16 protein-coding genes and 1 other RNA gene are annotated in these 16,685 nt (G+C 71.6%); 5 read left to right on the top strand and 12 right to left on the bottom strand.

Annotated elements, in window-relative coordinates; genetic code table 11:
• Positions 1–4 precede the first annotated feature (4 nt).
• Positions 5–1,363: an aminopeptidase C gene (locus B5F23_RS06470; protein WP_087352955.1), complete on the top strand. Its 1,359-nt coding sequence runs from the start codon at positions 5–7 to the stop codon at positions 1,361–1,363.
• A 10-nt stretch (positions 1,364–1,373) separates the two neighbouring features.
• Complete coding sequence (locus B5F23_RS06465) at positions 1,374–2,819, top strand: aminopeptidase C (protein ID WP_087352954.1); 1,446 nt, start codon at positions 1,374–1,376, stop codon at positions 2,817–2,819.
• A gap of 349 nt (positions 2,820–3,168) precedes the next feature.
• Here the strand turns inward: B5F23_RS06465 and B5F23_RS06460 are convergent, their stop codons facing one another.
• Entirely contained in the window at positions 3,169–3,810 is a 642-nt protein-coding gene (locus tag B5F23_RS06460) for an IMPACT family protein (RefSeq protein WP_087353157.1), read from the bottom strand.
• Positions 3,807–4,343 carry a PTS sugar transporter subunit IIA gene (locus B5F23_RS06455; RefSeq protein ID WP_158096137.1) on the bottom strand — a complete coding sequence of 179 codons (537 nt, stop codon included), beginning with the start codon at positions 4,341–4,343 and terminating at the stop codon, positions 3,807–3,809. The genes B5F23_RS06460 and B5F23_RS06455 overlap by 4 nt, the downstream gene beginning before the upstream one ends.
• A 117-nt stretch (positions 4,344–4,460) precedes the next feature.
• Between B5F23_RS06455 and rnpB the strand changes: the two genes are divergently transcribed.
• The 3 genes from rnpB to B5F23_RS06440 all read left to right on the top strand — a co-directional run bounded on the left by rnpB (position 4,461) and on the right by B5F23_RS06440 (position 7,307).
• Positions 4,461–4,815: RNase P RNA component class A (rnpB, locus tag B5F23_RS06450), an RNA gene on the top strand.
• A gap of 109 nt (positions 4,816–4,924) precedes the next feature.
• Positions 4,925–6,355 (top strand): putative DNA modification/repair radical SAM protein, encoded by a 1,431-nt coding sequence (locus tag B5F23_RS06445; protein WP_087352950.1) that lies wholly within the window; start codon positions 4,925–4,927, stop codon positions 6,353–6,355.
• Positions 6,327–7,307, top strand: coding sequence for a TIGR03915 family putative DNA repair protein (locus B5F23_RS06440; protein WP_158096136.1), 981 nt, complete (start codon positions 6,327–6,329; stop codon positions 7,305–7,307). Before B5F23_RS06445 ends, B5F23_RS06440 begins: the two co-directional genes overlap by 29 nt.
• 146 nt (positions 7,308–7,453) lie before the next feature.
• Here B5F23_RS06440 and B5F23_RS06435 read toward each other — a convergent pair whose 3' ends face one another.
• The 10 genes from B5F23_RS06435 to murC all read right to left on the bottom strand — a co-directional run bounded on the left by B5F23_RS06435 (position 7,454) and on the right by murC (position 16,453).
• On the bottom strand, positions 7,454–8,125 hold the full coding sequence (locus B5F23_RS06435; protein WP_087352945.1) for a DivIVA domain-containing protein: 672 nt from the start codon (positions 8,123–8,125) through the stop codon (positions 7,454–7,456).
• Positions 8,126–8,182: 57 nt separating this feature from the next.
• Complete coding sequence (locus B5F23_RS06430) at positions 8,183–8,446, bottom strand: YggT family protein (RefSeq protein WP_087352944.1); 264 nt, start codon at positions 8,444–8,446, stop codon at positions 8,183–8,185.
• 22 nt (positions 8,447–8,468) lie between these two features.
• The gene (proC, locus tag B5F23_RS06425) at positions 8,469–9,284 is read right to left on the bottom strand and encodes a pyrroline-5-carboxylate reductase (protein ID WP_087352942.1); all 816 of its coding nucleotides are present in this window, start codon (positions 9,282–9,284) and stop codon (positions 8,469–8,471) included.
• Between the two features lie 11 nt (positions 9,285–9,295).
• A complete protein-coding gene (locus B5F23_RS06420) occupies positions 9,296–9,955 on the bottom strand; it encodes a cell division protein SepF (protein WP_087352941.1) in 660 nt (219 codons plus the stop codon).
• A 49-nt stretch (positions 9,956–10,004) separates the two neighbouring features.
• On the bottom strand, positions 10,005–10,730 hold the full coding sequence (locus B5F23_RS06415; RefSeq protein ID WP_087352938.1) for a YggS family pyridoxal phosphate-dependent enzyme: 726 nt from the start codon (positions 10,728–10,730) through the stop codon (positions 10,005–10,007).
• Positions 10,727–11,545 (bottom strand): polyphenol oxidase family protein, encoded by an 819-nt coding sequence (locus B5F23_RS06410; protein ID WP_342586920.1) that lies wholly within the window; start codon positions 11,543–11,545, stop codon positions 10,727–10,729. The genes B5F23_RS06415 and B5F23_RS06410 overlap by 4 nt, the downstream gene beginning before the upstream one ends.
• Positions 11,546–11,570: 25 nt before the next feature.
• Entirely contained in the window at positions 11,571–12,725 is a 1,155-nt protein-coding gene (gene ftsZ / locus B5F23_RS06405; RefSeq protein ID WP_206392306.1) for a cell division protein FtsZ, read from the bottom strand.
• A 200-nt stretch (positions 12,726–12,925) separates the two neighbouring features.
• Positions 12,926–14,101, bottom strand: coding sequence for a cell division protein FtsQ/DivIB (locus B5F23_RS06400; protein WP_087352934.1), 1,176 nt, complete (start codon positions 14,099–14,101; stop codon positions 12,926–12,928).
• Between the two features lie 13 nt (positions 14,102–14,114).
• Entirely contained in the window at positions 14,115–15,026 is a 912-nt protein-coding gene (murB, locus tag B5F23_RS06395) for a UDP-N-acetylmuramate dehydrogenase (protein ID WP_087352932.1), read from the bottom strand.
• The gene (gene murC, locus B5F23_RS06390) at positions 15,023–16,453 is read right to left on the bottom strand and encodes a UDP-N-acetylmuramate--L-alanine ligase (RefSeq protein ID WP_087352930.1); all 1,431 of its coding nucleotides are present in this window, start codon (positions 16,451–16,453) and stop codon (positions 15,023–15,025) included. The genes murB and murC overlap by 4 nt, the downstream gene beginning before the upstream one ends.
• Positions 16,454–16,685: the final 232 nt, after the last annotated feature.

Below are 16,685 nucleotides of genomic sequence, written 5' to 3'. Positions count from 1 at the left end.
ACCCATGGACGAGATGACGTCCGTCACCGCCGACGACCTGGCGGCCGCCCGTGCCGACTTCTTCGCCGAGCGCGCCAACGTCGTCGCCAAGAACGCCGTGAGCGCAAGCGGCATCCGCGCCGCCGCGCGCGTTCCCGAGGGCGTGGCGAGAAACGCCATGACCTTTGACGTCGAGGTCAGCCAGGGCGAGCGCTGCAACCAGGAGCGCTCCGGCCGCTGCTGGATGTTCGCGAGCCTCAACACCATGCGCTACCGCGTCATCAAGAGGTACAACCTCAAGACCTTCGAGCTCTCCCAGGCCTACCCGCTGTTCTGGGACAAGCTCGAGAAGAGCAACTGGTTCTTCGAGAACGTCCTGGACACGCTGGGCGAGCCGCTCGACGGCCGCCTCGTGAGCTACCTGCTCGCCGACCCCATCGGCGACGGCGGCCAGTGGGACATGTTCCGCAGCCTCGTCAGGAAGTACGGCGTGGTGCCCAAGGAGGCCATGCCGGAGACCGCCTGCTCGCGCAACACCCACGAGATGGACAGCTACCTCACGCGCTACCTGCGCGGGGCCGCCAAGAGGCTTCGCCAGAGCGCCGAGGCCGGCGTGGGCCGCGAGGACCTCGCCGAGATGAAGAAGGAGATGATGGGCGACGTCTACCACCTGCTGGTGACCTGCCTCGGCGAGCCGCCCGCGTCCTTCGAGGTGCGCCTGCGCGACAAGGACGACAAGCTCGCCCTCTCCGGAACCTTCACGCCTGCCGAGTTCTTCGCGCAGGCCGTGGGCATGAACGTGGACGACTACGTGAGCCTCATCTCCGCCCCCACCGCCGACAAGCCCTTCGGACGCACCTACACCGTGAGCCGCCTGGGCAACGTGGTGGAGGACGGCGGCGTGCGCTACCTCAACCTCCCGATCGAGCGCCTCAAGGAGTGCGCGGTGGCGCAGCTGCGCGATGACCTGCCCGTCTGGTTTGGCTGCGACGTGGGCCAGAGCTACCTGCGCGAGGAGGGCATCATGGACACGGCCGCGCTGGACGTGGACGCGCTCTTCGGCTTTGAGGTCGAGGCCTGCATGGACCGTGCCGAGCGCCTGGACTACGGCGAGTCCCTCATGACCCACGCGATGGTGCTCGAGGGCGTGAACCTCGACGAGGCCGGCCACCCCACGCTCTGGAAGGTCGAGAACAGCTGGGGCGCCGACCACGGCCGCAACGGCTTCGACACCCTCTCCGACGCCTGGTTCGACGAGTACGTCTACCAGGTCGTGGTTGACAAGAAGTACCTGACCGACGAGGAGCGCGCAACCTACGAGGCCGAGGAGCCCACCGTGCTCGCTCCGTGGGACCCGATGGGCTCGCTCGCCCGCACGCGCTAGGGAGGACCGCATGACCGACTACTCCGCCGGCGCCATCGCGCCGAAGACCGCAAACGAGCTCACCGCGTCCTTCTCGGCCGACCGCGCCAACCGCGTGGCGAGAAACGCCGTGACCTCGATGAACGTCCACGCCGCCGCCCGCGACGTGGCGCGCCTGCGCACCTACCACGACACCTTCGGCGTCTCGCGCAAGCGCACGGGCAAGGTCACCAACCAGCGCCACTCCGGCCGCTGCTGGATGTTCTCGGCCTTCAACGTGGCGCGCGCGACCACGATGGAGCTGCTCGACGTCGACGACTTCGAGTTCTCGCAGGCCTACGGCTTCTTCTACGACAAGCTCGAGAAGTTCAACGTGGGCCTCGAGTACGTCATCGAGACGGCCGACCTGCCCTGCGACTCGCGCGAGGTGGCCGCCCTGCTGGAGCACTCGATGGGCGACGGCAACTACTACCCCGCCGCGATGAACATCATCAGGAAGTGGGGCCTCGTGCCCAAGGACGCCATGCCCGAGAGCGCCTGCACCAAGGACGCCGACCAGATGAACGCCCAGCTCGAGCGCCTGTTCCGCAAGAGCGCGATGGAGCTGCGCCGCCTGGTGGCGAGCGGCGCGGACATGGGCGCGGTGCGCGCGGCCAAGGACTCGATGGTGGCGCAGTGCCACCAGGTGCTCGCCGTGTGCCTGGGCGAGCCGCCGCTGACGATCGACGTCGAGATCCCCGTGGGCAAGGCGTGCAAGGTGGACCCGGAGCGCCTCGTCGTGCAGGAGGGCGCCGAGGTGGACGAGAAGGACGGCCCGCGCCGCCTGCTCGTGGACCGCGGCATCACGCCGCAGGAGTTCGCCGCGCGCTACGTGCCGTTTGACCCGAGCGACTACGTGCAGCTCGAGCACCTCCCCGGCGCGAGCCGCCCGTTTGGCACCGTCTACCACCGGCGCTTCTCGGACACGATGGCCGGCGGCGTGCCGGTGAAGTTCCTCAACGTGCCCTTCGAGGTGCTGGAGGACGCGGCGGTGGCGTCGCTCAGGGCCGGCGTGCCGTGCGAGATGGCCTGCGACGTGAGCCAGCAGTTCCCGCGCCGCATCGAGGACTTCCCCGGCGTGCTGGCCTGCGACACCATGGACTTCGAGGGCCTCTTCGGCGTGGACCTCTCCATGAGCCGCGAGGACATGCTCGACGCCCACGAGACGCGCAACACCCACGCGATGACCTTCCAGGGCGTACAGCTCGGCGATGACGGCCGCCCGGTGGCCTGGCGCATCGAGAATAGCTGGGGCGAGGACTCCTGCAAGGACGGCTACCTCGTGGCGAGCGCGGAGTGGTACCGCACCTACGGCGGCGAGGTCGTGGTGAGGCGCGAGTTCGTGCCGGCCGAGTACCTCGAGCTGTGGGACAGCGCCCCCGTCGTGGAGGTCGAGCCCTGGACCAACGTGGGCTGCGCCCTGGCCCCGCGCTCGTGATACAAAGGGACAACCCCCTCCGGACCATTCGGGCCCGGGACCGGCTGCGGTCCCGGGCCCTTCTCGTCGTCTGAGCCGGCCGCGCTCGCGCATCGCACCCCCGCGCGGAAAACCGGGGCGATTGGGTGGCATCCTTGATATCAGGCCGCCCAATCGCCCCCCCTCTTGCCAAAAGCGGCGCGGCGGGCAAAAGGCCTGGCGAGAAATACCTGCTCACGGGCTCGTCACACGGGCGCGGCCTCAAGCGGGCATCAAACATGCCACCCAATCACACGGCATTTCGGCACGGGAGGGACCGACGGCCGACGCGGCGCGGCCCGCACGCACAATCACCCCCGATTCGTGGCGCCTAGAACTCCGAGAAGCGCGCCTCGCCGGCGCGGGCGAGCTCCTCGCCGCCCGCGAGCTCGCGCACGGCCGCCACGAAGCGCCCCTCGTCGCCCGCGCGAAACGCGCACGAGAGCTGCACGTCCTCGGCAAAGAGCGAGTCGCACACCTTGCCGCCCGCGTCCGCGCACAGGCGCGTCACGCGGTCGTAGAGCGCATAGGGCAGCTGGACCGTCACCGGGACCACGAGCGTCATCTCCACGACGTCGCCGTCCCCCTCGGCCGCAGCCACCGCCTCCTGGGCCGCCGCCGTGTAGGCACGCACAAGGCCCCCAGGCCCGAGCAGCGTGCCACCGAAGTAGCGCGTGACCACGCAGCAGACGTCCGCCAGACCCGCCCCGCGCAGCACCTCGAGCACGGGCATCCCGCTCGTTCTGCTCGGCTCGCCGTCGTCGGAGCAGCGCTCGCGGCCGTCCGCGAGGATCCACGCGGGTACGTTGTGGCGCGCGTCGTGGTGGCGCGCCCGCACTGCGGCGAGAAACGCGTCCGCCTCCGCCTCGGTCCCCACGTGCGTGAGCTGCGCTATGAAGCGGCTGCGCCGGTCCTCGAACTCTCCGGTCGCCTCGTGGCCCGCCCTCAGCGTGCGGTAGCCCCCCGCGCTCACCGCGCGCACCGCATCACGACCGAGCCGGCGTCGACCTCGCCCTCGGCGCGCACGCTCTCGACGGCGGAGAAGTCGTCTGCGTTGGTCACCGTGAGCATCACGGTGTCGTCAAGCCCGCGCTCGGCCATGAGGGCGCGGTCGAAGCTCATCACCGGGGCTCCCGCGCTCACGCGCTCGCCCTTCCTCACGAACGTCCTGAACCCAGCGCCGTGCAGGGCCACCGAGTCCAGCCCCACGTGAAGCAGGACCTCGGCGCCGTTGTCGGCGCGGAAGAGCAGCGCGTGCTTCGTCTTGACGTCCGCCGCGACGACGCCCGAGACAGGCGCGTAGGCGACGTCCCCCTCCGCGCGGATGCCCACGCCACGCCCGAGCATCCCCTGCGCGAAGGCGGGGTCGGCCACCTCGTCGAGCGCGACGAGCCTGCCCGTGACGGGGGCGAGCACTGCCTGGGGGTCCTCGGGGGTGGGCACAGGCTTGAGCGTCGGCTTGGCCCGTCCCGGGAGCGGGAGGACCAGCTTGTCGAACAGACCCACGTACCAACCTTTCCAGCGAACGGGCCGTCGGGGGCGGCCTCTCGTTTCCTCTGTTCGTATTGTAGTCCAAGGAGGCGCGCGGGGGCGCGCCGCGCTTCATGGTAGAATCGTCTGCGCGAGGTGGGCCAGGCGACCGCGGGGCGCTTCTGCGCCATGAGGAAAGTCCGGGCTCCACAGGGCAGGAAGCCGGCTAACGGCCGGGCGGGGTAACCCGACGGAAAGCGCCGCAGAAAAGAAGACTCCCGCTGGCGGGCACGTCCCGTTGAGGGAAAAGCTGAAACGGTGGTGTAAGAGACCACCAGCGTCGTGGCAACACGGCGGCTTGGCAAGCCCCTTCCGGAGCAAACGCAAATAGGAGCGCCATGGTGTGGCCCGCACCGCGCTCGGGTTGCGCGCTCGAGGCGACCGGAGACGGTCGTCCTAGATAAATGGCCGCCCACGACAGAACCCGGCTTACAGGCCCACCTCGCGCCTTCCCGCACATCGCACCCCCCTCCAGCCCTTCTCGCCACGTCGAGAAGAACATGTGTCCGTTCACTGTGCTACCCTCCCATCAAACACCCGTTCGATGGGAGGCGCTCATGGACACGCTCGACAGGCTGGGGATCCTCGCGGAGGCGGCGCGCTACGACGCCGCGTGCACCTCGTCCGGCTCCGCCCGGGGGCCGCGCGCCGGCGGCCTCGGCGCCGCCACGCCGGCGGGGTGCTGCCACGCCTTCACCCCGGACGGCCGCTGCGTCACGCTGCTCAAGGTGCTCATGTCAAACGCCTGCACGCACGACTGCGCCTACTGCGTCAACCGCAGCTCGGCCTCCTGCGAGCGCGCCACCTTCGCGCCGCGCGAGCTCGCCGAGCTCACGGTGGACTTCTACCGGCGCAACTACGTCGAGGGGCTCTTCCTCTCCTCCGGGGTCCTCGGCACGGCCGACGCCACCACCGAGCGCATGATCTCGTGCCTGCGCATCCTGCGGGAGGACCTCCGCTTCAACGGCTACGTGCACGCCAAGGTCATCCCGGGCACCTCGCCCGAGCTCGTGTACGAGCTCGGGCTTCTGGCGGACCGCCTCTCCGTGAACATCGAGCTGCCGAGCGCGCCCTCCCTCGAGCGCCTGTGCCCCGAGAAGACCCGCGAGCAGGTGCTCGCCCCGATGGCGCAGATCAGCTCGGGGCGCTCCCGCGAGGAGGGCCGCCTGCTCGAGGAGCGCGGGAGGCGAGGCGGGAGGCTCGCCCCGGCCGGGAGGGGCGCGGGCGGCGCGGCGGCGCCCCGCACCGGAGCCGCAGGCGGTCCCGCCGCCCCGATGCCGCTCTTCGCGGCCGGGAGGGGCTCGGCGCTCGGCCTCACCCTGCGCGGCCGCTCGCGCGTGGGCCCGCGTGGCCGCGCCTTCGCCCCGGCCGGCCAGTCCACGCAGCTCATCGTCGGCGCCACCCCCGAGGACGACAACCGCATCCTCACGCTCTCCAAGGCGCTCTACGACCGCTTCCACCTCAAGCGCGTGTTCTTCTCGGCCTACATGCCGATGCTGGACGACGAGCGCCTGCCCGAGGTGGGGACGCCCGTGCCGCTGCGACGGGAGCACCGCCTCTACCAGGCGGACTGGCTCATGCGCTACTACGCCTTCGAGCCCGGCGAGCTCGTCACGCCCGAGGAGCCGTGGCTGGACCTCGAGGTGGACCCCAAGCTGGCATGGGCGCTGCGCAACCTCGACCGCTTCCCGGTGGAGGTCATGGACGCGCCCCTGGAGCTGCTGCTTCGCGTCCCGGGCGTGGGGCCGGTGGGGGCACGGCGCATCGTGGCCGCCCGCGAGCGCGGGCCCGTCACCTTCGACGACCTGCGCGCGCTGCGCGTCACGCTCAGGCGTGCCCGGCACTTCCTCACGTGCGGGGGGAAGAGGGACGACAAGAGCCCGCTCGACGCGGGGCTCATACGGCAGAGGGTGGTGAGCGATGCCAGGTCAAGCGCGTACAACCGCAGGAGGTCGGAGCTTGAGGGAGGCCAGCTCAGGCTGTTCTGAGGTCGCGGGGACGCCCGGCGAGGTCGGGCGCGCCGTCACGCTCATCCGCGGGGCGGCGGGCGGGGCGGGCGTCCTGCTCCCCTGCCGCCCGAGCGCGGAGGGCGTCGTGGCCTCCGTGGGAGCGGGCTACCTCGCGCACGTGCGGGAGGGCGACCTCGAGCTCTGCCGCCTGGACCGGTGCCAGCCGAGGATCGGCCAGGTCGTGGTCGGGGCGCTCGACGACGCGAGCGACGAGGTGGTCGCGCTCTCGCGGCGCGTGCTGGGCGCCTTCGCGCGCACCACGGGGAGGGAGTGCGCACGGCGGGCGCTGCTCGCCTGCGCCTCGGACGACCCGGAGGCGCCCGAGGCGGTCCACCGCTACCTGCGCCTGGGCTTCTCGCTGCCGCGGGAGCTTCACGCGCGCGCCACCGACGCGCGGGTGCTCGCCGTGGACGAGCTTGCCCGGAGGGTGCTGGGCGAGGTCGAGCGCACCAGGCAGTTCGCCCGCTTCTCGCACCTCGCGGACGGGTCGTGGCTCGCCGTCGTGGGGCCGGCGGCCGACACCGTCCCGCTCGTGGCGCGCCACTTCGCGCGGCGCATGGGCCCCGAGCGGTTCTGCCTCGTGGACCCCCGCCACCGCAGCGCCGCCTTCCACGAGGCGCACGCGGGCGACTGCGCCGTCGTCAGGCTCGACGAGGGGCTCGCGCGGCGGCTCGTCGAGCGCGAGGCGGAGGACCTCGCGGCGGACGAGCGCTACGTCCGCGCGCTCTGGGGGCGCTTCTACGACCGCGTGAGCCTACCGGGCCGCGGGGCCCACGAGCGCGGCTACGACCTGCGCAGCGTCCACGTGCCGGCCCGCCACCGCGCGCGCCTGCCCGAGCTCGACCCGCGCACGCGCGAGGCCCCGGGCCCCGCGCCGAGGCGCTACGGCCCCGCCACCCCTTCGGGCGCCGGGCTCGGGGCGCCCTCGTGAGGCCGAGGCAGGGGCCTCACGCAAGCTGGCCCCGGGCCAAGACCCGGGGCCAGCAGTCGTACGCGAGGCACGAGAGGTGACTGTGCGGGAGGCCCGGGCGAGGCCGGGCCCAAACGCCGCGCCTAGGCGCGGCGGGGTCGGGGAGCCTAGTCCAGGTCCCCGAAGTCGGCGGCGTTCACCGCAGGCGCGGGCGTGGGGATGGGCGCCACGGGCGCGGGGGCGGCGACGGGCACCTCGGGCCTGGTGGCACCGGCGGAGCCGTTGGGCGCGGAGGCAAGGCTCACCTGCGCGGGGAACATCGCCTCGGCGTCGTCCATGAAGTGCTGCAGGAGACGCTTGTACTCGGCGCGGAACTCCTCGCGGGAGGTCTTGAGGCGGTCGATCTCGTCGAGCTCGTTCTGCTTCTCGGCGAGTGCCTGGCGGATGACCTCGCGCGCCTTGGCGTCGGCCTCGTTGCGGATGCGCTCGGCGTTGTCGCGCGCGTCGGCGACGAGCTTGTCGGCGGACTGCTGCGCCACGATGAGCACCTGGGAGATCTGGCGCTCGGAGGCGCTGATGGTGTCGGACGCGGGCGCGGGCGCGGGGACGGCGGGAGCCGGGGCGCTGCCGCGCTCCTCGAGGTTGGCGATCTGCGCCTGGGCGGCAGCAAGCTGCTGCTCGGTGGAGGTCAGGCGGCCCTTGAGGTCGGCGATCTTCTGGAGCATCGCGTCGACCTCGCTGGAGAGCTGCTCGAGGAAGGCGTCGACCTCCTCGGTGTCGTAGCCGTGCTTGGAGGGAGAGAAGGTCTGCTGTTCGATGTCTGCGGGTGTGATTGCCATTCCTGTTCCCTTTCGTTCGCGGTGACGCGGCGCTGCCGCGCTCCTACCCTATCGATTCTACAGAATGAGCGAGAAGAGCACCCGCTCGATGATGCCTAGGGCCAATATCGCCACAACTGGCGAGAAGTCGATGCCTCCCAGCGGCGGGATGAAGCGGCGGAAGATCGCGAGGTAGGGCTCCACGAGCATGCCGAGCGCGCCGCGGATGTCGTCGGCGAGGCCGCCGGGGCGCATCGGGAACCACGACATGACGCACCACACGAGGATGAGCGCCTCGTAGACGTTGAAGAGCCGCTGGATGAGATAGACGAGGTTGAGCAATCGAGGGCCTTTCGCTTGTCCTTTACCGGTCGCCCGCGAGCTCGCGCGTGCGGGCGAGGGCCGCGTCGACGGCCGCGAACGTCCCCTCGGCGAGCGCGGGCTCGAGCTCGCGCAGGGCCGCGGCGGTGGTGCCGCCCGGGGAGGTCACGCGCTCCATATATTCCCTCGGATGCACCCCCTCATTCAGGAGCTGCTCGGCACAGCCGCGCATCGTGGCCTCGACCATCGGGCGCGCGTCCGCGGCCGGCAGGCCGCGCAGCACCGCCGCGCGCGTCAGCTCGTCCACGAACAGCGAGAAGAACGCAGGGGCGGTGCCCACGACGGCACCGGCGACGTCGAGCTGGTCCTCGCGCATGACCGCGACCGACCCCAGGGCCGAGAAGAGCCCGCGGGCGAGCTCGACGTCCTCGGGCGTGGCGAGCGAGCCCGCCGTGAGCGCCGTCGCGCCGGAGCGCACCTGGACGGGCAGGTTGGGCATGACGCGCACCACGCGCGCGCCCGGCATCGCGTCCTCGAGCGCGGAGAGCGGCACGCCCGCGGCGATCGAGATCGCGAGCCGACCCCTCACGTGCGGGGCCGCCTGCTCCATGACGCCGGGGAGCACCTGCGGCTTGACCGCGAGCACCACCACGTCGGGACCCTCCGCCAGGAGCGCCTCGGCGCCGTCGAAGGCCCGCATGCCGAGCGCCGAGAGCGCCGCGCGCTTCTCGGCGTCGAAGTCGGCCACGAGCACGCGCGCCGCCTCGAGCGTCCCAGACGCCACCAGGCCGCGCGCGATCGCGCCGCCCATGGAGCCCGCCCCGACGATGCCGACCGTGAGGTCGAGCGCGCCCGTCATCCCGACCACCCCTACCGGACCAGGTCGCCGTCGGCGACGAGCTTGTCGATGTCGGTCGCGGTGAGGGAGATGCCGGCGGGCAGCACCGCGAAGACGCGGTCGCCCAGCTCCTCGATCTCTCCGTTCACGCCGTAGGAGAAGCCGAAGCAGAAGTCGAGGATGCGCTTGGCCGTCTCGATGTTGGTGTTGCGGAACACGATGACCACGGGCTGGTTGGTGCGCACGCGGCGCACGACGGTCTGCACGTCGTCGTAGGAGACGGGCTTGAGCACGTAGGGCGGAAGCTGGCCGGAGGCCACGCGAGAGATGGTGCGCGGCCCGAGGTCGCCGGGCGTCGGCGCGGGGGCGGGGGCGTCGTAGGGGTTCGGGCGAGCCTCGACCGGTGCCGGCGCGGCGTAGGTCGAGGGCGTCACCGGGCGCGTCTGCTGCGTGCGGTCCGCCGCGAGCGGGCGGCCGGAGCGCGTGTAGACCGAGACGCTCTCGGCCTCGGGGCGCGGCGTGGTGCCGAGCAGGCGCGGGCTGGAGCCGGTGTCGCGGCGGTGCGTGGCGCGCTGATCGCGCTCGTAGCCGCCGTCGTCATCGTAGCCCTCGTCGTAGTAGTCGTCCTCGTCGTAGTAGTCGTCGCCCTGCTGGCCGAGGACCTTCTCCTTGATCGTGTCGAGGAAGCCCATATCTCCTCCTTCTTTTCGCCGCGCGCCCTCCGCGCGCGAGAACCCACGCTTACCTCAGGGCGTAGCCCTGGTCGAACACGCACCTGCCCAGCCTGACGAGGGTCGAGCCCTCCTCGACCGCGAGCTCGAAGTCGTCGCTCATCCCGCAGGAGAGCACCTCGAGCGAAAGCCCCGTCCGCGCGCGCAGCTCCTCGGCGAGCTCGCGCAGGCCGCAGAACGTCCTGCGTGCGGCGTCGGCGTCCCCCGCCGGCGCCATCGTCATCAGGCCGCGCACGCGTATCCCCGGGAGCCCGACCACGCGCTCGACCTCGGCGCGCAGGTCGTCGGGGGCAAAGCCGGACTTCGACGCCTCGCCGGAGACGTTGACCTCGAGCAGCACGTCGCTCACGAGCGAGCGCGCGGCGCTTCGGGTGGACACCGCCTCGGCGAGGTGCGAGGACGAGATCGAGTGGATGAGGTCCGCCCGGCCGAGCACCTGGTTGATCTTGTTCTTCTGGAGGTTGCCGATCATGTCAAAGCGCACGCCCGCCATCTCCGGCTCGCCCGAGAGCGCCTCCGTCTTGCGCACCAGCTCCTGCGGGCGGTTCTCGCCAAAGGCGTCCCATCCCGCCCTCCTGGCGAGAAGGACCTCCCGCTCGGAGACCGTCTTTGAGACCGCGATCGCGCCGACCTCCCCCGCGTCGCGCCCGGCGCGCGCCGCGGCCGCCCCGATCCGCTCGAGGATCTCCTCGCGCCGCCGCACGAGGAAGCGGGCGTAGTCAGCCTCGTCGATCATCGAAGAGTCGCCTCCCCCTCGTCGTCGGCGGACACCTCGCGCGTCCGCTCCCCAAGAAACGCGAGCGCCCCGTGGCGCCCGCACGTGCCGCGCTGGGCACGGTACGAGAAGAACCTCCCGCCCGAGCTCGCCGTCGACGTCTCGCTCACCGCCACGCTCCGCTCGGGGACGCCCGCCTCGGCGAGCGCCGCGAGCACGGCGCGGGAGAGGTCGAGCTGGCGACCGCTCACGACCGACGGGCCGAACTCGTCCGTGAAGCGCCCCGCGAGCTCCTCGGACACCTCGTAGTCCCGCGCGCGGATGTGCGGGCCGACGTAGGCGCGAAGCTCCGAGGCGTCCGCGCCGGCGGCACGCGCCAGCTCCCGGGCCGCCTTGCCGGCGATGCGCGCGATCGTGCCGCGCCACCCGGAGTGGACGACGGCGAAGCCGCCCTCGCAGGCGAGCACCACCGGCACGCAGTCGGCGAAGCACATGAGGACGGGGACCCCCGGCGCCACGCACACGACGGCGTCGCAGCCTGCCTCCGCCTCCACTCGGGCGGCGGCGAGCGCCGATGCCTCGGCGGAGCGCACGGTCACGACGTGGTCGCCGTGGACCTGGTGCGGGCAGACGAGGCGCGCGGAGAGCTCCCCCGCGCCGACGGCGGCGAGGGCGCGCCTGCGGTTCTCGGCCACGGCCGCCGGGTCGTCGCCGCAGCGCGTCCCGAGGTTGAGGCTCGCGTAGGGCCCCTCGGACACGCCGCCGGAGCGCTCGGTGAACGCGAACGTGACCCCGCCCCCGACGTGCTCGTCGGTGAGCAGGGTCACGCCTCCCACGTGATGTCTCTCGAGGGAGGGCATCCTAGAGGCGGCTGCGCTTGAGGAAGTCGGGGATGTCGAACTCCTTGTCGTTGGAGGACGAGGAGGACTGCGGGCGGCTCACGTTGATCGGCATGGACGCCGGCTGCTGCGCAGGGCTCGGCGCGGCGGAGCGACGCTCGCGCTCGGCCGGGCGGGAGACGGGCATCGTCATGGACGGCAGCGTCTGCTGAACGTTGGAGTCTGAGAAGCCCGTGGCGATGACGGTCACGCGGACCTGGTCGCCGAGGGACTCGTCGACCACGGTGCCGAAGATGATGTTGGCCTCGGGGTCGACGTTCTTGGCCACGAGGTCGGCCGCGTCGTTGATCTCCTGGATGCCGAGGTCCTTGTTGCCTGCGATGGAGAGCAGCACGCGGGTGGCGCCGTCGATGGAGCTCTCGAGCAGGCGGCTCGAGATGGCCTCCTCCGCGGCGTCAGTGGCGCGGTTGTCGCCAGAGGCGATGCCGATGCCCATCATGGCCGTGCCGGCGCCCTTCATGATGGTGCAGACGTCGGCGAAGTCGAGGTTGATGAGGCCGGGGACGGTGATGAGGTCCGTGATGCCCTGGGTGCCCTGGCACAGCACGTCGTCGGCCATGCGGAAGGCCTCGAGCATGGTGGTCTTCTTCTCGGAGAGGTCGAGCAGGCGGTCGTTGGGGATCACGATGAGCGTGTCGACGTTCTCGGAGAGGTTGCGGATGCCCTCGGCGGCGGAGTTGTAGCGCTTGCGGCCCTCGAAGGTGAAGGGCTTGGTGACGACGCCCACCGTGAGCGCGCCCACGTCGTTCTTGGCGATGTCGGCCACGACCGGCGCGGCGCCGGTGCCGGTGCCGCCGCCCTCGCCCGCGGTGATGAAGACCATGTCGGAGCCGGCGAGGGCCTGCTTGATCTCGTCGCGGGAGTCCTCGGCGGCCTCCTTGCCGACCTCGGGGTTGGCGCCCGCGCCGAGGCCCTTGGTGATGTCGGTGCCGATGTGGACCTTGATGTCGGCGTCGGAGATGGCGAGGGCCTGCGCGTCGGTGTTGACGGCGACGAACTCGACACCGCGGATGCCCTCCTCGATCATGCGGTTCACGGCGTTGGTGCCGCCGCCGCCCACGCCAACGACCTTGATCACGGCGAGATAGTTGCTGAGGGTGTCGGTGTCCTTGATCATCGTGTCCTCCTTGGTACCTACGTGCGTCGTTCGGAGCGTACAACTCTCTTGCGTTTTTTCCGCCCATCCCGTCGTAGGCAAAACCCTAAAGGTCAAGTTAAGCCCGATGCTTGGGATAAAGCGATGTATATTGGCACACTTGAGGGTCAGGAGTCAAACACTTTGTGCAAACTGTGGAGTCCGCAGGCAGACGGGGTCGACTAACCCTCACCCGAGGCCTGCTCCCCGTCCGTCGAGGCCTCGCCCTCGGACCCTCCGGGGGCTGACGAGGAGTCCGCGCCCTCCGTGCCCTGGTCCGTCGAGCCCTCGCCCTCGGTCGTCGAGAAGACGCCGGAGCCGGACTGGACGTTGTCTGACTTCACGTCGCGAAGCGTGTAGTTGGACGGCACGCGCACGTTGAGGTACCACGTGGAGGGGTGCTCGGCCAGGACGCTCTCGACGACGGCCTCCTTCGTGGAGATGTCCGTCGCGGACCCGAGCGACACCTCGACGCCGCTCTCGAGGATGCAGGAGACGTCGTCGTCCGAGGGGGCCACGTAGCACACGACCTTCGAGGCGAAGTCCTCCGAGAAGCCCTCGCGGAAGCTCCGCACCGCGTCGAGCACCTCGTCGGTCGCCTCGGACCCGGCCACGGGGTCGACGGTCGAGGGGACCCCGGTGACGAGCAGGCAGCCCTCGGAGCGCGCGAGCGCGAGGGCGGCATCGTCGGTCGACTGGCCCTCGGCCGCCTCGATCTTGGTCGGCTCGATCCACACCCCGGCGTCGCCGAGGTACCACGCGACCGAGCCGGAGCTCATGACCACGAGCATGTCGGCGCTCTGCTCGGTGATGACGATCCTCAGCGTGTTGGGAAAGGAGCGCTCGAAGCTCACCGAGCCCACCCAAGGGTTCTTCCTGAGGGAGACCTCGATGGCGGAGGTGTCCACGTCGAGCAGCGTGGAGCCCGACGGCACCTGGACGAGGCTCGAGATGTCCTCGGCGGAGAGGTGCTCGGTGGGCTCGACCTCGACCGAGGTGATCTCGAAGACGGGGGAGCTCCTCAGGGCGAGAAACGCCACGACGCCCACGAGCGCGAGGGCGAGGGCCGCCCCGGCGACGAGCGCGACGAGGCGGGCGGCCTGGCCGCGCTGGTGGCGCTCGCGCGCCTGGCGCGTCCCTGCCGCGACGCCGCCGGGCGCGACGGCGGCGCCCCTGCGGGAGGGCCCCAGGAAGTCGGGTGTGGCGGAGCGGGCCGGGCGCGCGGCGCGGGGGGTGGGCGCGGGTGCCTTCCTCGGGCGGCGCGCAGGGCCCGAGGCGGCGCGCGGGGCCTGGGACGGGCGCCGCTCGCGCTGCTGCTTTGCTCGCGGCGTGGGCCGCCTGCTCGCGTCTCTTGCCATGGGGGTGCCCGCCCTAGAACCCGAGGAGCTTGACCTCGCAGGCGAGGTCGACGCCAAAGCGCCCGAGGACCGCGTCGTGGGCGCGCCTGATCAGGAAGAGGACGTCGGCGGCCGTCGCGCCGCCGCGGTTGACGATGAAGTTGCAGTGCTCGCGGGAGATCTCGGCTCCCCCGCGGCGCTCGCCGGCCAGCCCGCAGAGCTCGATGAGGGCGCCGGCGGAGCGGTCGGGCGGGTTGCGGAAGACCGAGCCGCAGCTCGGGGCCGAGAGCGGCTGGGAGCCGCGGCGACGGCGCAGGCGTGCGTCCATGTCCTGCGCGATGTCGGCGCGCGGGGCGCCCTCGAGCGCGAGCGTCGCCTCGAGGATGATCTCGTTGGTGGGGACGGAGGTCGAGCGGTAGCCCCACTCGACCTCGTCTCCGGAGTAGCGCGCCAGCCCACAGCCCGGGCGCAGGACCACGAGGTCGCGGACGCGGCGCCCGATCCACTCGCGGCGGGTGCCCGCGTTCATCGAGAGCGCGCCGCCCACCGTCCCGGGGATGCCGACGCAGCACTCGAGCCCGGAGAGCTCGGACTTGAGCGCCTCGTTCACCACCCGCGCGAGCGGGCAGCCCGCGCCCACGGTGATCGTGGCCCCCTCGCGGTCCACGGACATGCGGGCGAACTCGTCGTCGAGCACGACCACGCAGCCGTCGTAGCCGGCGTCGGAGGCGAGCACGTTGGAGCCCTTGCCGAGGATGACCCACTCGACGCGCTCCTCCGTGAGCGTCGCCAGGACGCGCACGAGCGCCTCGTAGCTGTGGACGCGCGCGAGCAGGGCGGCGGGGCCCCCGATGCGGTAGCTCGTGTGCCGCGAGAGGCGCTCGTCGCGCAGCACCTCCGCGTCGACCGCGCCCGACAGGCTCATGTAGGCGTTGAACAGGCTCACGAGTCGCGCCCCTCGCGCTCGCGCATCGCCTCGACGAAGGCGGGGCCGACGCTCGTCACGTCGCCGGCCCCCTGCGTGATGAGCAGGTCGCCGGGACGGCAGATGTCGCAAAGCTCGTCGATGAGGGCGCGGCGGTTGGGGACGAAGGCCACGTCGGCCACGCTCCCGCGCTCGCGCACCGAGCTCACGACCGTCTTGCCCGAGACCCCCGGGATCGGCATCTCGCCGGCGGAGAACACGTCCATGACGCGCAGGACGTCGGCGCTGTCGAAGGCGGTGCCGAACTCCTCGGCGAGCGCCTGGGTGCGGCTGTAGCGGTGCGGCTGGAAGACGCAGACGATGCGCTCGAAGGGCAGGTCGGCCGCCGCGGCGAGCGTGACGGAGATCTCGGTGGGGTGGTGGCCGTAGTCGTCCACCACGGTGACGCCCGCGACGTCGCCCACGTGGGTGAAGCGGCGGCGGGCGCCCTTGAACTGCGAGAGCGCGGCCGCGGCGGCGTCGAGGTCGAGGCCGAGCACGTCGGCCACGGCGACGGCGGCGGTCGCGTTGGCCATGTTGTGGCGGCCGGGGTTGGCGGCGATGGTCACGTGCACGCTCCTCTCGCCGGCGCCCGGGCGGCAGGTGACCGAGAAGTTGCTGGCGAGGGCGTGGTGGGCGTCCTCGGGCAGGCACACGTAGTCGCACGAGGGGTCAAAGCCGTAGGTGACGACGCGGCGCCCCGTGGAGCGCGCGAGCTCGACCACGTGCGGCACGTCGCCGTTCACGACGACCGTGCCCTTCTCGCCGACGAGGCCCATGAAGGTGCAGAAGGTCCTCTCGATGTTCTCGAGCGTGCCGTAGTGGTCGAGGTGGTCGGCCTCGATGTTGGTGACGACCACCACGCTCGGGTTGAGGTAGAGGAAGGAGCCGTCGGACTCGTCCGCCTCGCAGACGAAGTGCTCGCCCGACCCGTTGCGGCCGTTGGTGTCGTAGCCCTCCACCACGCCGCCGATGAGGAAGGAGGGGTCGAGGCCCATCTTGTCGAGCATCGTGGCCACCATCGAGGACGTGGTGGTCTTGCCGTGCGTGCCGGCCACCGCCACGGTGCGCTGCGAGCCCGAGAGGTAGCTGAGCATCTTGGCGCGCGGCCAGATGGGGATGCCGAGCTCGCGGGCCCGCACGACCTCGGGGTTGGTCTCGGGGATGGCGGTGGAGGTCACCACGACCTGCGGAGAGGCGGCGTCTATCGTCGCCGCGTCGTGGCCCACGGTGACGTCGATGCCCGCCGCCTCGAGCTCGCGCACGTAGTGGGAGCTCTTGAGGTCGCTTCCGGTGACGTGGCAGCCGCGCTCGTGCAGGACCAGGGCGATGCCGCTCATGCCGGCGCCGCCGATGCCAATGAAGTGGGCGCTTGTGACGTTCGCTATCTCGGTGCTCTTGTCAGGCATGGGAGCCGCTTTCGACGGGGTTTTCCGTGACACCCTACTCTATCCCAATTGGGCGCGGTGGGCACGGACTCCCCAAAACCCCCGCGAGCCGTGGGCGGTCCGGGGCCGAGGGCGTCCGGAGGCCACATGGGCGAGAAGAACGTGCAGGTTGCGGACGTTCTTCTCGACCAAAGCAACCGGAAGCTGCACGTGAGCCCGGCACGTGCAGGTTGCGGACGGTTTCGGGACGCGG

Origin of the sequence: Olsenella sp. An188, assembly GCF_002160255.1 — a bacterium.
Lineage (GTDB): Bacteria > Actinomycetota > Coriobacteriia > Coriobacteriales > Atopobiaceae > Thermophilibacter > Thermophilibacter avistercoris.
Note: the sequence above shows the minus strand (reverse complement) of the source record. Positions and strands in the feature narration are given on the sequence as shown.

Bases quoted from the DNA above. Each gene is read 5' to 3' on its own strand.
- B5F23_RS06470 (WP_087352955.1), top strand. From the start codon at position 5: ATGGACGAGATGACGTCCGTCACCGCCGACGACCTGGCGGCCGCCCGT.
- B5F23_RS06465 (WP_087352954.1), top strand. From the start codon at position 1,374: ATGACCGACTACTCCGCCGGCGCCATCGCGCCGAAGACCGCAAACGAG.
- B5F23_RS06445 (WP_087352950.1), top strand. From the start codon at position 4,925: ATGGACACGCTCGACAGGCTGGGGATCCTCGCGGAGGCGGCGCGCTAC.
- B5F23_RS06435 (WP_087352945.1), bottom strand. From the start codon at position 8,125: ATGGCAATCACACCCGCAGACATCGAACAGCAGACCTTCTCTCCCTCC.
- proC (WP_087352942.1), bottom strand. From the start codon at position 9,284: ATGACGGGCGCGCTCGACCTCACGGTCGGCATCGTCGGGGCGGGCTCC.
- B5F23_RS06420 (WP_087352941.1), bottom strand. From the start codon at position 9,955: ATGGGCTTCCTCGACACGATCAAGGAGAAGGTCCTCGGCCAGCAGGGC.
- B5F23_RS06415 (WP_087352938.1), bottom strand. From the start codon at position 10,730: ATGATCGACGAGGCTGACTACGCCCGCTTCCTCGTGCGGCGGCGCGAG.
- ftsZ (WP_206392306.1), bottom strand. From the start codon at position 12,725: ATGATCAAGGACACCGACACCCTCAGCAACTATCTCGCCGTGATCAAG.
- B5F23_RS06400 (WP_087352934.1), bottom strand. From the start codon at position 14,101: ATGGCAAGAGACGCGAGCAGGCGGCCCACGCCGCGAGCAAAGCAGCAG.
- murC (WP_087352930.1), bottom strand. From the start codon at position 16,453: ATGCCTGACAAGAGCACCGAGATAGCGAACGTCACAAGCGCCCACTTC.